Below are 14,930 nucleotides of genomic sequence, written 5' to 3'. Positions count from 1 at the left end.
CCCCCGATCAGTTTCCGATAATACCGGTCATAAAATCTAACAACTCTAATATTATTGTAGGTTTTCAAAACGATATAAACAATATATAATTTAGATCAAAAGAATCTCAAAATGAGATAGATGGATGTGAGACTTACATGGAGCTGCGCCAACTGCGTTATTTTATGGAGGTTGCTGAACGGGAACACGTTTCAGAAGCCGCTGATTATCTGCATGTGGCCCAATCAGCAATCAGCAGACAAATTGCAAACCTTGAAGAAGAATTAAATGTTACTTTATTTGAGCGTGAAGGGAGAAATATCAAACTCACTCCGATTGGAAAAGAATTTTTAATTCATGTCAAAACAGCGATGAAAGCCATCGATTATGCAAAAGAACAAATTGATGAGTACCTTGACCCGCATCGCGGAACCGTAAAAATCGGCTTTCCTACAAGCCTCGCCAGTCAGCTACTGCCGACTGTCGTTTCGGCATTTAAAGAAGAATATCCGCACGTAGAGTTTTTGCTGCGCCAAGGCTCTTATAAGTTTCTGATTGAAGCTGTCAGAAACCGCGATATCGATTTAGCGTTATTAGGCCCGGTGCCGACGAATTTTCCAGACATAGCAGGAAATATTTTATTCACGGAAAAAATTTACGCGCTTGTACCTTTAAATCATCCGCTCGCCAAACAAAAAACGGTGCATTTAATCGATTTGCGTAACGATCAATTTGTGTTGTTTCCGGAAGGATTTGTGCTCAGAAAAATGGCGATTGACTCTTGCAAACAAGCCGGGTTTGCCCCTCTTGTCTCTACAGAGGGTGAGGATTTGGACGCTATCAAAGGATTGGTGTCCGCAGGTATGGGTGTCACCCTTCTGCCGGAGAGCACTTTTGCTGAAACGACACCCCGATTTACTGTGAAGATTCCAATTGAGTTTCCTCAAGTGAAACGGACTGTCGGAATTATTAAGCCGAAAAATAGAGAGCTTGCACCGTCAGCTCAGGATTTTTATGAGTTTGTCATTCAGTTTTTCTCGAAATTGGAACAGTATCAATAAAAAAGAACCCGAGCTTCTCTGGAGAAGTTCGGGTTTTTTGTTCCCGTGTATTTCTTCTATTAATATACAGGCAAAGATAAATCCACATGGCATACAAACGCTTCTGGATCAATCACAGCTTTGTTTTTCATGCCTTTATTTTTTTCGGGTGTCTCAAGCTGCGAGGAAGAATAATTGACGATCCCGAGGCCGATGTCTTCACCATGAGAATCAGTCAGGCGGACAACAGCGCCGCTTTTAAATTTTCCTTTAATCTCCCTTACACCATCTGGGTATATATGCGATTGACCGTCAGCTATTTGGCCGGAACAGTCATCTGATAAAACAATTTCACCTTCTGGTCCGGAATTAAAAGCGATCCACTGCTCTTTTTGATTCAACGGAAGCGTTCCCTCAGCTTCAAAATAGGTGCCTTCCGCCTCTCCATGAACAGCTTGATATAATATATCTGCAGCGTCTGCCTGGCCAAGAAATCCTTTTATGCCGGATGCCATCACAATTTTAAACGCATCCAGTTTGGACCGCATGCCTCCGGTGCCGACCTCGCTGTCTGTATCGCCTGCACACGCTTCAATTTCCGGTGTAATCTCACTGACTCGCTGCACCCTTTTCGCTTTTGGATTATTTCGCGGATTGCCGTCATATAAACCGTCGATATCCGATAAAATCACAAGCAAATCCGCATCGATTAATCCGGCGACTTTGGCCGCGAGTGTATCATTATCGCCAAACTTAAGCCGATTGACGGTCACTGTGTCATTTTCGTTAATTATCGGGATAATACCGCGTTCGAGCAGTACATTCATTGTGTTCCGAACATTGTGATATCGGTATTCATCAGAAAAGTCGCTTCTTGTAATTAAAATTTGGGAAGCCACATAACCGTGCGCCAAAAACAGCTTTGAATAAGCCTCCATCAGCAACCCTTGACCGATTGAAGCAGACGCTTGTTTTTCAGGCAGATTATCTGGTCGCTGAAGAAACCCGAGCTTGCGATATCCTGCAGCTACTGCGCCGGAAGAAACCAGGATGACTTCATATCCGGCGTCTTTTAGTTTGGCGACCTGGTCCACTAAAGCTTCCAGTTTGCGAATGCTGATTTCCCCATGAAGACTTGTTAATGAACTGCTGCCGATCTTCACGACAACTCTTTTCATTTCTGTTTCAGACGTCACTTTATCACTCCTGTTTTATAGCGGTGCCGCTGTTTTTTCGATATCATCGCTGATTTCCTTTGAACGCTTAGCCGCATGTTTAATGGCTTGAGAAATGGCTTCTCCTCCGCCGCTCTTCTTCAAGGCCTGCAATCCGGCAGCAGTCGTTCCATTTGGCGAGGTGATATTATCTCTCAGCACCTCGGGCTGTTCTCCTGTCTCCATCAGCATTTTTGCAGCACCCAAGAGTGTCTGTGCACCGATGCTTCGTGATAAATGTTTATCAAGGCCCGCTTCCTCGCCTGTCTTTTCGATGAATTCCATTAAATAATAAAAATACGCAGGGCCGCTGCCGGCAATTCCCGTAAAAATATCCATTTGATTTTCCTGGATTGTATACACTTCACCCATACAGCCGAGCAAAGCCGCCGTCAGTTTTTCTAAATCATCTGTCACATGCCTGCCAAGTGCGATGGCAGTTGCAGAAGCGCCGATCATACTTGATGTGTTAGGCATTACTCTGACAACCGGCTGTTGATTATGCAATGATTGTTCAATATAAGAGGTGGTTATGCCGGCTAGCACCGACAAAATTAATTGATGGGGTTGGATGCGTGTTTTTAATGATGACAGAGCGCTTTCGGCATCTTTTGGCTTCATCGCCAAAATGAGCACATCCATGTCTTCAATACATAAGTGATCCGGCGCCACGCCTTTGATTCCATATTGAAGTTCAAGCTCAGCTAATCGCTCTGTATTGCTGCGGTTTGTAACGCAGATGTTATGTTTTGGGATTTTATTGGCACGAACGATACCTGATATCATTCCTTCCGCCATAGATCCGGCTCCGATAAAAGCTACTTTTTTTTGATCAAAGATCGGTAACATCTCCTTTGTTCGCTTTTTTGTTCGTATTTTCACACGTTTAAAATGTTACCACGTGAGGAAATGATGTCAAGTTTGAAGGTCACTATTGATTTGTATTGTTTCATTTCGACAAATATGTATAATGAAAAACAGAAAACACCCGATACTCGTGACTATGCCGGGTGTTTTCTATGTTAAAAATTATCTGACAGTGCTTTTTCAATCAGTTTCTTGCAGCGATCCAGCTCTACTTTCAGCTGTTTTTTATACAGCTTGGCTGCCTCGTAATCTTTAAATTGATAGAGGACCACTTCTTGGAGCTTAGCCCCTTCTTTCTTTACTTTGATTTGTTTTAATATCCCATCATCAAGAAGCTCATGCAAAGACCGGTAAACCTCTGTATGGTTTGGTTTAAAACCAATCTCTTTAAATTCTGATCGAAGCACTTCCAGAAGCTTTAACCCGTAAAGTCTTTTCTGCTCAGTCATGGTAATCATATAAAGCTTCAAAAACGCGCGCTGCTTGACTAAAAATCCAGTGGAACTTCTTTTTTCTTCTTTCATCGGTCTGCACCCCTTCTCTGTAAACTGAGAACACCATGTACTAAATATTCAATTTTTTCCTGTTGTTCTCCTTCTTCTATTAATAACATGATAATCAAGTTATTTTGTGTTTGGTGTTTGTATGGCTGGTGGGAATAGAAAAAGATAAAATGAACATTTGGTACATAGTTTGTTTGGTTCATTATAACTTGTTTTCACTATGATCTTCAATTTAAAACTATTGTCCGGTTTACATTTTCTTCAATATATGTCCATTGAATTGAAAACAGCCTTTGATAACGTATCGATAAAGGAGATGATAAAATGACAAAGCAAACAGCGCGCCCTGCCAAAGAAGAACGTTACGCCAACTTGATTCCCATGAAAGAATTGCAATTCGAAAAGGATCGTCTTTTCCCCTTCCCGATTTATGAAAAGCTTCGGGAATCGTCTCCTGTTCGCTATGACAAACAGCGTGATTGCTGGGATGTTTTTAAGTATGATGACGTTCAATTCGTCCTGAAAAATCCCAAACTTTTTTCATCCAAACGCGGCATACAGGCAGAAAGCATTTTAACAATGGACCCTCCGAAACATACCAAATTACGTGCACTCGTCAACAAATCGTTTACTCCAAAGGCAGTGAAACAAATCGAAACCCGCATAAAAGACGTTACAGCATTCCTCTTACAGGAGGCGCGGCAAAAAGACACAATCGATATGATAGATGATATAGCAGGCCCCCTTCCTGTTATTATCATTGCTGAAATGCTTGGAGCACCGATTGAAGACCGGCACATCATCAAAACATACTCCGACGTGCTCGTTGCCGGAGCGAAGGACAGTTCAGACAAATCTGTCGCTGACATGGTTCAAAAACGCCGGGACGGCCACGCTTTCTTAAGTAACTATTTTAGAGACATTCTATTAAAACGACGAGCCCAGCCAAAAGAAGATTTGATTACGATGCTTTTGCAGTCAGAAGTCGATGGAGAATATCTAACAGAAGAGCAGCTGCTCGGTTTTTGCATTCTACTTCTTGTCGCGGGAAACGAAACGACTACTAATTTGATCGCGAATGCTGTTCGCTATATCACGGAAGACACAGCCATGCAACAACAGATAAGACAGAATACAGACTATGTGCCTAATATAATAGAAGAAACACTCCGCTATTATCCGCCTGTTCAAGCCATCGGACGAGTTGCAGCAGAAGATATAGCGCTTGGCAGAGCATTTATAAAGAAAGGATCTTCCGTTATCAGCTGGGTCGCGTCAGCCAATCGGGATGATGCTAAATTTTCTGAACCTGATCGTTTTATCATTAACCGCCCCTCCTACCCCCATCTCAGCTTTGGGTTCGGAATTCACTTTTGCCTCGGCGCACCATTGGCCAGGCTCGAAGCAAAAATCGCTCTTTCCTCCCTCTTGTCTATGTCAGCTTATATTAAAAAAGCTGATGATGAACAGAAACTCGAAGCGGTACCAAGTCCTTTCGTGTTTGGTGTTAAACATTTACCTGTGCGGATTGAATTCAAATAAAAAAGCCTGTCGCTAGACAGGCTTTCGTTTTACGGATTTGTTGACCACAATCCTGCAGATTTAATGAAAATACGCGGATCTAATTTCAATTGAGCTACCATATATTCAGCAAGATCCTCAGGCTGCATAACCTTTTCAGGATTACCGTCTGTCAGGTTCAGTTCAATCGACATATCACTTGCGACAGTGCTCGGCGTTAACGCGCTGACTCTGATATTATGCTTTCTCACTTCTTGCATGAGAGATTCTGTTAACCCAAGAACGGCAAATTTGGATGCGCTGTAAGCGCTTGTGACAGCTGCTCCTCTTTGGCCGGCTGTAGAAGAAATATTAATAATGTCACCAGCTTTGCGTTCAATCATTTCAGGAAGCACCGCACGAGTAACATGGTATACACCCATTAGGTTCACTTGAATGATATTTTCCCACTCATCAGCGGATAGATCTAAGAATCCGCCAAATTTGCTGATTCCCGCATTGTTAATGAGAATATCAATCTCGCCAAGCTCCTCTTTAATAGAAGCCACAGCTTGATCAACATGCGCCGCATCCTTTACATCCGCAGCGGCAAACGCAGCTTTCACACCAAGTGCTTTTACTTCTTCTGCGACTTTCTCAACATTGGCGGCAGTTCGTCCGATTAAACCGATATTTACGCCTTCTTTCGCAAGCGCAAGAGCTGTCGCGCGTCCAATCCCTCTGCCTCCGCCTGTGATAAGAGCAGTTTTATTTTGTAAACTTTGCAATTGAAGCACCCTTTCTTTGTTTACATATGTACGATAACACATTATAAGCACAAGAAAACCAATACGCAAATCATATGAACTGACCAGATAACATTTCACCTGATTATAATAGGCGAAATAGGGTATGACATTAGAAAAGGGGTGAACATATGGTTATCGTTTATATCAGTATCGCAGTAATAGCCATTTCAATCATTTACTTAGGGATAAATGTGATTCAAAACAAGAAGAAAATAGATCCCGCCATGAAGGAACTCACTGCAGTTACGCAATCCATGCAAAAACAAGTTGAAATGGTAAAAACGGAAGCACAGCAGCTGTCTCAAAAACAAAAAATGATTCAGTACGATGTTGAAATGAAAAAAACCGCGTTGCAGCAGACTGCTGCTGAAGTGAAAGAAGCCCCTCAAGCAGTTAAAGAGGTGTGGCACGCAGGACATTTGAATAGAGGTTAAATATGAATGATATCCCGTTGTAACGTTTAAAATGGACAATGGGATATCATTTTTAGGGAGGTTCACCCATGATTGGAAACCGCAGCGGTTTAGCAGCATTTGCAGAGAAATTAAATACTCTTCCGGTATCAAGACCGCTTTCGAAAACGGATTTGCTCACTTCCCCATTTCGCATACACCAAGAAAACGCGCTTGAAATGTACTATTCACCTCATAATGAATATATCAATCAAGATGCTTCAGTTGTGATTTCAGGCATAACGCCGGGTTTTTCACAGATGAAAACAGCTTATGAAACAGCCGCAGAAAGCTTGCGCAAAGGCCGATCTCTAGAACAGATAGCTTTAGACACCAAAAAAGCGGCAGGACTTTCTGGAACTATGAGAGATAACCTGATTACGATGCTGGATCAATGCGGGCTGCCGCAGGTTTTAGGCATTCAAAGCGCCGCACAGCTTTTCGGCGACTTGCGCCATATGCTTCACACCACTTCTGTTATCAAATACCCTGTTTTCATTCAACAGAAAAACTATACAGGACATCGTCCGGCTATCCCCCGTTCATCTATGCTAAGCACTTATGCATATAAGCATTTTCCCGCTGAACTTGAAAAGCTATCGAGCCCTGCTCTTCTTATCCCGCTAGGCAAAGCAGCCGAAACAGTCTGTGAAACACTGATCAGGGAAAACAGCAAATGGCGGCTGACCTGCCTACACGGCTTCCCTCACCCATCGGGCGCGAACGGCCATCGAACGAAACAATTTAATAAAAACAAAGAGGAATTAGAAAAACAAATCCGCTCCTTTGCTTCATCAAATTCGATTTCGTTATAGAAAAGAGGAAATAAAAGAGATATGATAAACCTACATACACCATAAGGGAGGGATTCGGTGTTTCCTGAATTAGAAACCGTCAGGCTTATTCTAAGAGAGTTGACAGAGAAAGATGCGGAAGCCATTTTTACTTGTTTTTCAAACCATGGCGTCACACGCTACTACGGACTTGATCCCTTTGAAAGTATAGATCAAGCAAAAACAATGATTCATCAGTTTGCCGACAATTATCAAGAAAAGCGGGGAATACGGTGGGGAATTGAAAGAAAAGACACCAAAGAACTGAACTCATCGGTACGACTGGCTTTCATGCTTTGGCCCCAAGCATAAACGTGCAGAAATCGGTTATGAAATCAGCCCGGCGAATTGGCGAAACGGCTATGCGTCAGAAGCCATTTTAGAAATTGTGTCTTTCGGCTTTGATATCCTTGAACTAACGAGAATCGGTGCAGTTGTTTTTATGGAAAATGAAGCGTCAAATCGTTTGCTGTTAAAAATGGGATTTGAAAAAGAAGGCGTATTAAGACAATATATGTACCAAAGCGGTGTCCCTTATGATACAAATGTTTATTCTATGATAAAATCATGAAAATCAGAGAATGAGCAGAGATTATAGCTGCTCTTCCCTAAGTCTCTCGTCTGTTTTCACTCCGCAGGGTATATTGCAGAAACAAGATAAACTGAATGCTATCCAACGAATTTAGTTAGCGTGCCAGCAACTGGCTGCGCGCTCACACTTCCTGTCACACACCGCTTTGCCCCAAACCCGCCACTCGATCATGTGCTTTTGAAACATCATCCATGAGAGTTTAAAAAGCGATATAAGTGCAGAAGCGATCGCCCAAACTATTTATTGAGCGGACTCCTAATGATAAAGTCCCGTCCAGACAATCATCTGCGCGGCACTCTGTAACTGAAACCATTGCTGAAAAAAAATCATAAAAAGCGCCCTGTTTCAGGGCGCTTTTCATCAGGATGCATATTGAGGGGAAGTCTCTTTCTGTACTTCTTTTTCTTCAGGTAGCTTAATACATTTCGTCATGACTGCACTCGCAAGATAAAGCACCGCAAAAATCCAGACAACGCCTTGTGCACCAATGAGTCCGATGAACATCCAAGCTAAAGCAGGTCCGACAAATGCCGATAAGCCGGCTGCGAGGTTCAAAACGGACATGGCGGCTCCTTTGTCTTTTCCGGCAACTGTCGGCACGATCGCACCAATCGGCACGTAGCCTGCCAGCAAGCCGCCCCAGATAAAGCCGATGATGCTCACAACCGCCATATTCCCGCCTGAAAAAACAGGCGCATAGTATAATAAAACAGTGAAAATGCCGCAGCCGACTCCTCCAAACCAAATGACGGTGTTTTTCCATCCAAATTTATCACCGACAATTCCAAAAATGAGGTTAAATACAATGTTGCCCAGAAAAATCGTTCCCCAAATCTGCAGCCACACATTAGTTGAAATGCCGTGCTGAGCCATGTGCATCGGCAAAAACACAGGGAAACCATATGTGCCGATGCTGTTGATGATTCTAATCATTCCTCCTGTCAGCACCCGCGGATTGGTAACAAGAATGGTAACCCCTTTTAAAAGCTCCTCCGCCGTTTCTGATCTTTTTCTTTTCTTTTTTTCAAACCGGTCTTTATTAATAAACAACGCGAAGACTGCACCGAGGCATACCCAGAAAATAGAACTCCACAGCGTATTTAAATAACCAAACGTTTTAATTGCATAACTTGAATACCAAGCACCGAAAACAAACATGCCCAGACAATACGCAATCCAAAACCAGCCGACAGCTGTGCTGAGCCTGTTCTGCGGTGTTCTGTAGATGACCCATGTCAAGAAGGAATAAGCAAAAAGCGGGTATCCTAAGCCTTTAATAAAGTAAGTCACATACATGACAGGCAGATTTAGCTGTTCAAATCCGAAGACGATAAAAGCCGCTGTACCGATCACATAAAACAACAACCCCATAAACATCGTCCGCTTTACGCCAAATGCTTCCAGACACACACCCGAAAACCATGAAGCGATGGCCAGTGAAATGCCGTATATACTAAAAATCGAAGCGGATTGCTGAACGGTGAGCCCATTTTCAATCAGAAAAGGACTGAGCCATCCTTGTTCAAGACCGTCTCCCATCATAAACAGCACAACCCCTAAAAACCCCCATGCCAGCCGCTTTGGTATACCAATTTTATCTAACATATCTGTATCCTCCTTAGATGCTTATCTCAATTACCGTATTACCTCATTAAAGTAATAAAATGTATAATTCCTCAATTGGCGGCAAATTCCGCCTTATACTAATACCTTGTTTCCCGATGACGGCTCTAACCCTGAAAAGAAGCGTTGGACCTGCTTCCACTCCTCGTATAAAGTCATTTCTATCCGGCAATCCTGCGGTTCTATCACCCGAACACTTCCAGACATTTCTTCGGTCAATCTATAGGCCTCATTGCAAACCACAGCAGCACCAACGACTGATGCATGACTGTACCCTTCTTTGACATAGATTTTTTTCTGAAGAAGATTGGCAATATATTGTGTAAATGCTCTGCTTTGGAATCCGCCTCCGCATCCCCACACATAGTCACGATCAAACGGAGTGATCTCTGTTAAAATGTCAAAGTTCCATTTGATTGAACATGCAATCTCCTGTAAGGCCGCGCGTACAAAATGCGCTCTGCTTAAATGGGCTGAAAGCGGTACATCAAAGAGAAAGCCGCCTTTCGTCAGGGCGTTTTTTTCTGCCGATAAATACGAACCGAGGGAAGATACACATGCATGATCTTCCTTAGCAAGAGCAGCAATCTCTTCTTCCATCACATCGTACTGTTCATTCGGATAGAAAATATCCTTTAGTTTTTGAAAATTCAGACCCGTTACCCCGGGATTTGTCTCCGCAAGCCACTGTCCTTGATCTGTGTGGCAGTTCAGCCAGGCTTTATTTTGTCTGTCCTCATGAATTTCACCAATAATTTTGGTAATCGGTGTTGTCGTACCTGATACTATGACTGCGTCTCCCAGAGCAGCACCAGTGCTTTTGACAGCAAGCTGTGTATCTCCCCCACCCGCTATAACCTTCGCATGATGTGATAGTCCCAATTCTGCCGCATACTCATCTGTTATCGATCCAATGACTGTTCCCGCTCTTACTAGAGGCGGAAGAATAGATGGCGAGAAACCGAATATATTGCACATCTCTTCTGACCATGTATTTTGTTTTACATCAAACAGCAGCGTTTCCGTCGCCTGTGACGGTTCATATGTCAATACTCCGCTCAACTGATACGTCACCCAATCACTGATGCTTGTGAAGCTTGCAGTTTTTTCCCATAAGGAGGGCTGGCGGTGCTTTAAACCATAAAGCTTGAGCGCTGAAAAAAGCGCAGTCGGCAGACGGCCTGTTCGGCTGTATACTTCTTCCCGATTCGGTATGTTTTCCTCCCACTCCCTGCCCCGATTGTCAATGTTGGGCAGACCGAGGAAAGACTCACCATTTTGATCAAACAGCACGATCCCCTGTCTTTGACTTGTTGAAGTGAGACCAATAATTTCAATATGATGAGAACGAGAAATCGCACGTTTAGCCAGATTCATGATTTGATTCCACAGCGCCTGTGGAGAAAAATAGCGGCTGTCCGGGTAAAGCGGCTCGGTCGTATATACAATGTCCTCCCGTTCAACCGTTTGAACGCTTCCCGACACACTTACGACCGCAACTCTTGCATTGCCAGTGCCAATGTCAAATACGAGATAACCTTTTTGTTTCGTCATCCTGATGCCCTCCTTTTTACACCTCTGCTTTAAGATCGTTTTTGTTATATAAAGTCGGAATATTGAGAGTTTTTTCATCCCTCCACTTTTTAAGCGCTTCGTTCAGAATGGTAACGTGATGATCCTCTACTTCAAATGTTGCTCCTGCTAAATGCGGTGTTGCCAGAACATTAGGCAATGAAATAAATTCATAATCCGATTGCTCTGGCGGCTCATGATAAAAAACGTCTAATATCGCACCCCTGATTTTACTTTCTTTCAGTACAGATAAAAGATCCTCTCGGTTTACCACGACAGCTCTTGATGTATTCACGAAAATGGCGCTCTCTTTCATCAAGTCAAAATACGGCCGATCAATGAGGCCAAGCGTATCATCTGTACGCGGCAGATGAACAGAAACGATATCACTATCTGAAAATACCTTCTCCAGAGATACTTTTTCATATTGCGGATAATCGTGCTGTACGTATGGATCGTAATACAAAACCTTGCAGTCAAACGCAGTCAGCAGTTTTGCAATTCTTTGCCCAACCGCTCCGAATCCGACCATACCCACGGTTTTTCCTGTTATTTCATTACCTTTGAATTTGGCATATGCCTGCAAATAATCGCTGTTCCATTTTCCATCCTTTAGCCATTGATTAGAGGTATTCGTGTGCCGGAGAAATGAAATCACATTTCCAATAAACATTTCAGCAACAGCTTGTACGTTGCGCCCAGGTGTATAGAAAACCGGAATGTCTCTGTTTGACGCTGCTGCCACATCAACATTGGAAGGCATTCCCCTGCATACTCCTACAAATGAAAGTTCCGGCATTGATGCAAACACGTTTTCTGTCACCTGATCAAGCTCAGTAATCAAACCCGTCGCATTTGATCCTTTTAATAGCTGAATCAATTCATCTTCCCTGTATGCCCGGCCGTTTTCTTTCCAAGACTGATAAACAACGGAACCGAACAATTCTTCAAGCTCTTTTCGTCCTTCTTCGTTGTACGGTGCTGTAATCAAAACCGTCATGATGCAAAACATCCTTTTCATCGTTATTTTTCACACAAAAAAATCTCTCTCCAAAGATGGAAAGAGATTCATGTATAGGCGCACTCTGCCACAGACAGAAGCCGGTATAAACCTTACTTTCCTATCTTTCAAGCTGACGCTTGCTGGAATTGGCACAATAATGTTGCCGAGGTTTCATAGGGCCAGTCCCTCCACCTCTCTTGATAGAAAATGTTTTGTATGTAATTTTCAGAATTGAGAATACGTTAATCATAAAGAAGACCCAGATTGATGTCAATGTCTTTTTTTCAGAATTGACGTTATCATTCGAAATGTTATAATTCTTACAATATATCTAACTAGGGAGAGGAACTGGGCTATGAAATCGTTCGCCACTCAACAAAACGGCATTTTTAAATCCGTTTGCTCACTGGACTGCCCGGACCAGTGCGGATTGCTGGTACATAAAAAAGACGGGAAAATTGTGAAAGTGCAGGGTGATCCTGATCACCCCGTGACAGCCGGAAATATATGCAACAAAGTACGAAATATGGCTGAGCGCCTCTATGATGAAAAGCGGCTGACGACTCCGCTGAAACGAACAGGTGTGAAGGGCGAGGCAGAGTTTAAACCAATTTCTTGGGAAGAAGCGATTGACACCATCACATCCCGCTGGAAACAGCTGATTGATGAAGAAGGAGCTGAAAGCATACTGCCTTACAGCTTTTACGGCAATATGGGAAAATTAACGGCTGAAGGAATGGACCGCCGCTTTTTTTACCGCTTGGGCTCAAGCCAGCTTGAGCGCACGATTTGCAGCAAAGCCGGATCAGAGGGCTATAAATATACCATGGGTGTGAGTGCTGGAATCGATCCTGAAGAAACGATACATACGAAACTGTTTATCTTTTGGGGAATTAACGCAGTCAGCACAAACATGCATCAAATTACAATCGCTCAAAAAGCACGGAAAAAAGGCGCAAAAATTATTGTGATTGATGTGCATAAAAATCAGACAGGGCGTCTCGCAGACTGGTTTATTCCTATAAAACCCGGTACCGACAGCGCGCTTGCCCTTGGCATCATGCACATTTTATTTAAAGAAAACCTCCACGATGAAGCGTTTCTTTCAGCATATACAGTCGGCTATGAAGAACTGTGCGAGCATGTGAAACAGTATCATCCAGAAAAGGTATCCCTGATCACTGGTATCAGTATCGACGATATCTATCAGCTGGCAAAAATGTATGGTGAAACCTCCCCTTCCTTTATCAGAATCGGAAACGGCCTTCAGCATCACGACAACGGCGGAATGATTGTTAGAACGATTGCCTGTCTACCGGCGATTACCGGTCAATGGATGCATACAGGAGGCGGAGCCATCAAACATAACAGCGGGATTTTAGAATATAACACCACCGCGCTTCAGCGTCCTGATTTACTGAAAGGCCGCACACCGAGATCGTTTAATATGAATCAGCTGGGCAGAGTTCTTCTGGAAACAGACCCTCCTGTTCGCTCCCTCTTTATTTATGGGACGAATCCAGCCGTTGTGACGCCAGAAGCGAACAAAGTCAGACAAGGCCTCCTGCGGGATGACTTGTTCACCGTGGTTCATGATTTGTTTTTAACAGAAACGGCCAAATATGCGGACATTGTACTGCCCGCTGCATCTGCTTTTGAAAATACTGATTTTTACACCTCATACTGGCACCATTACATTCAGCTTCAGCAGCCGGTTATTGAGAAATACGGAGAAAGCAAGTCTAATACCGAGGTATTCCGGTTATTGGCTGAGGCAATGGGATTTACGGATCAGGAGCTCAAAGATTCAGATGAAGACTTAATCCGCCAGGCACTTCACCATCCGGATAATCCTTATTTAGCGGAGATTAGTTATGAATCACTCACTGAACGTTCATTTATGAAGGCGAAGCGTGAAAAGCCGCTGTTTCCGGGTACATTGCCGACTCCGAGCGGAAAAATAGAATTATATTCAGAAAAAATGAAACAAGCCGGTTTCCCGCAGTTACCGACACATACGCCGCTTGCGCCGGATCATGAATTCCCGTTTATGTATGTTCCCGGGCCGAATCATAATTTCTTAAACTCAACGTTTTCCAATAATGCAAAGCACGTCAAACTTGAAAAGACACCGAAACTCTTTATCAACACGATAGATGCCGAAAAACACGGCATCACTGATGGTGAAGCCGTACGGATTTGGAACAGCCGAGGTGAGTGTGAACTAACCGCCGCAGTCGGAGAACAAGTGCTTCCAGGTGTTGTCGTCAGTCAAGGATTATGGGCAGATGAACCAGGCAAAAATCAGCTTGTTAACGCCCTAACCCCCGACCGCTTGGCTGATATGGGCGGAGGCGCCACTTTTTTCTCAGGCCGAGTGCAGATTGAAAAAGCATAGAAACCGTCCAGAGCTTGCTCTGGCGGTTTTTTGTGTGCACAGTCAACAAAAATGAAACCAATGGTATAGATTGACCGTATAACATGACGATTACATAATGGAGGCATACACATGGACGTTTTTTTAGGAATCGGTATTGCATTGGCTGGATATTTTATCGGAGAAGGATTAAAGCATATTAACAACCCAAAAGCTAACGAAAAAAATGACATCATGCTGATTAAAGAACGAGATATTTACTTTTACATCGGGCATTTTTTAGGAATAACCCAATCGGAGGCGAAACTCTTAGCAAAGGATCTCACAGACCTCCCTCATATTGATATTAACGGAAAAAGATATGTGCAAAAACATATCTTAAGAGAATGGGTATTAACATTAGGAGAGAAACAACAAGCGAAAGATTAATGCCAATTTTTACAGGAGAGCGGTTCTTTTAGGCACCGCTCTTTCCTAATCAACTGTCCTCCAGCCTGTAGTGATTCTCTGCAGTATAGATCGGCCTCACTAAAATTTCGCTCCTTGGGTAGTGATAAACCGGTCAA

The 14,930-nt window shown here is 43.3% G+C and carries 12 protein-coding genes, 2 pseudogenes and 1 riboswitch; of the genes and pseudogenes, 7 read left to right on the top strand and 7 right to left on the bottom strand.

The features are described from left to right. Positions 1-137 precede the first annotated feature (137 nt). Positions 138-1,040, top strand: coding sequence for a glutamate biosynthesis transcriptional regulator GltC (gene gltC / locus DIC78_RS21410; protein WP_024121635.1), 903 nt, complete (start codon positions 138-140; stop codon positions 1,038-1,040). A 59-nt stretch (positions 1,041-1,099) separates the two neighbouring features. On the opposite strand, the gene proB is transcribed toward gltC, so the two are convergent. From proB to rtp, 3 genes are all read right to left on the bottom strand, one after another. Further along, entirely contained in the window at positions 1,100-2,215 is a 1,116-nt protein-coding gene (proB, locus tag DIC78_RS21405) for a glutamate 5-kinase (protein ID WP_101861446.1), read from the bottom strand. A 15-nt stretch (positions 2,216-2,230) separates the two neighbouring features. Further along, the gene (proC, locus tag DIC78_RS21400; RefSeq protein WP_127696951.1) at positions 2,231-3,109 is read right to left on the bottom strand and encodes a pyrroline-5-carboxylate reductase; all 879 of its coding nucleotides are present in this window, start codon (positions 3,107-3,109) and stop codon (positions 2,231-2,233) included. Positions 3,110-3,255: 146 nt separating this feature from the next. Continuing rightward, positions 3,256-3,624, bottom strand: a complete 369-nt coding sequence (gene rtp, locus DIC78_RS21395; protein WP_010334473.1) for a replication termination protein — start codon at positions 3,622-3,624, stop codon at positions 3,256-3,258. Positions 3,625-3,927: 303 nt separating this feature from the next. Here rtp and DIC78_RS21390 point away from each other — a divergent pair, with 303 nt between their 5' ends. Continuing rightward, entirely contained in the window at positions 3,928-5,145 is a 1,218-nt protein-coding gene (locus DIC78_RS21390) for a cytochrome P450 (protein WP_127696892.1), read from the top strand. Between the two features lie 29 nt (positions 5,146-5,174). Here the strand turns inward: DIC78_RS21390 and DIC78_RS21385 are convergent, their stop codons facing one another. Beyond that, positions 5,175-5,891 carry a 3-ketoacyl-ACP reductase gene (locus tag DIC78_RS21385; RefSeq protein WP_059293344.1) on the bottom strand — a complete coding sequence of 239 codons (717 nt, stop codon included), beginning with the start codon at positions 5,889-5,891 and terminating at the stop codon, positions 5,175-5,177. 149 nt (positions 5,892-6,040) lie between these two features. Between DIC78_RS21385 and DIC78_RS21380 the strand changes: the two genes are divergently transcribed. The 3 genes and pseudogenes from DIC78_RS21380 (at position 6,041) to DIC78_RS21370 (ending at position 7,768) form a co-directional block, all read left to right on the top strand. Beyond that, the gene (locus DIC78_RS21380) at positions 6,041-6,346 is read left to right on the top strand and encodes a DUF948 domain-containing protein (protein ID WP_059336520.1); all 306 of its coding nucleotides are present in this window, start codon (positions 6,041-6,043) and stop codon (positions 6,344-6,346) included. 68 nt (positions 6,347-6,414) lie between these two features. Continuing rightward, positions 6,415-7,193, top strand: a pseudogene (locus tag DIC78_RS21375) (hypothetical protein). A gap of 43 nt (positions 7,194-7,236) precedes the next feature. Then, positions 7,237-7,768 (top strand): annotated as a pseudogene (locus DIC78_RS21370) (GNAT family N-acetyltransferase). Between the two features lie 381 nt (positions 7,769-8,149). Here the strand turns inward: DIC78_RS21370 and DIC78_RS21365 are convergent. The 3 genes from DIC78_RS21365 to DIC78_RS21355 form a co-directional block, all read right to left on the bottom strand. After that, a complete protein-coding gene (locus DIC78_RS21365; protein ID WP_127696891.1) occupies positions 8,150-9,394 on the bottom strand; it encodes an MFS transporter in 1,245 nt (414 codons plus the stop codon). 93 nt (positions 9,395-9,487) lie between these two features. After that, positions 9,488-10,966, bottom strand: a complete 1,479-nt coding sequence (locus DIC78_RS21360; RefSeq protein WP_127696890.1) for an FGGY-family carbohydrate kinase — start codon at positions 10,964-10,966, stop codon at positions 9,488-9,490. 16 nt (positions 10,967-10,982) lie between these two features. After that, positions 10,983-12,005 (bottom strand): 2-hydroxyacid dehydrogenase, encoded by a 1,023-nt coding sequence (locus tag DIC78_RS21355; RefSeq protein ID WP_127696889.1) that lies wholly within the window; start codon positions 12,003-12,005, stop codon positions 10,983-10,985. 97 nt (positions 12,006-12,102) lie between these two features. Next, a riboswitch (SAM riboswitch) is annotated at positions 12,103-12,194 on the bottom strand. 148 nt (positions 12,195-12,342) lie between these two features. Between DIC78_RS21355 and DIC78_RS21350 the strand changes: the two genes are divergently transcribed. Both DIC78_RS21350 and DIC78_RS21345 read left to right on the top strand, forming a co-directional pair. Further along, positions 12,343-14,385 (top strand): molybdopterin oxidoreductase family protein, encoded by a 2,043-nt coding sequence (locus DIC78_RS21350; RefSeq protein ID WP_127696888.1) that lies wholly within the window; start codon positions 12,343-12,345, stop codon positions 14,383-14,385. Between the two features lie 111 nt (positions 14,386-14,496). Continuing rightward, positions 14,497-14,793: a hypothetical protein gene (locus DIC78_RS21345; RefSeq protein ID WP_105992013.1), complete on the top strand. Its 297-nt coding sequence runs from the start codon at positions 14,497-14,499 to the stop codon at positions 14,791-14,793. Positions 14,794-14,930: the final 137 nt, after the last annotated feature.

Origin of the sequence: Bacillus halotolerans, from assembly GCF_004006435.1 — a bacterium.
Taxonomy (GTDB): Bacteria; Bacillota; Bacilli; order Bacillales; family Bacillaceae; genus Bacillus; species Bacillus halotolerans.
This window is presented reverse-complemented; position numbering and strand designations above follow the sequence as displayed.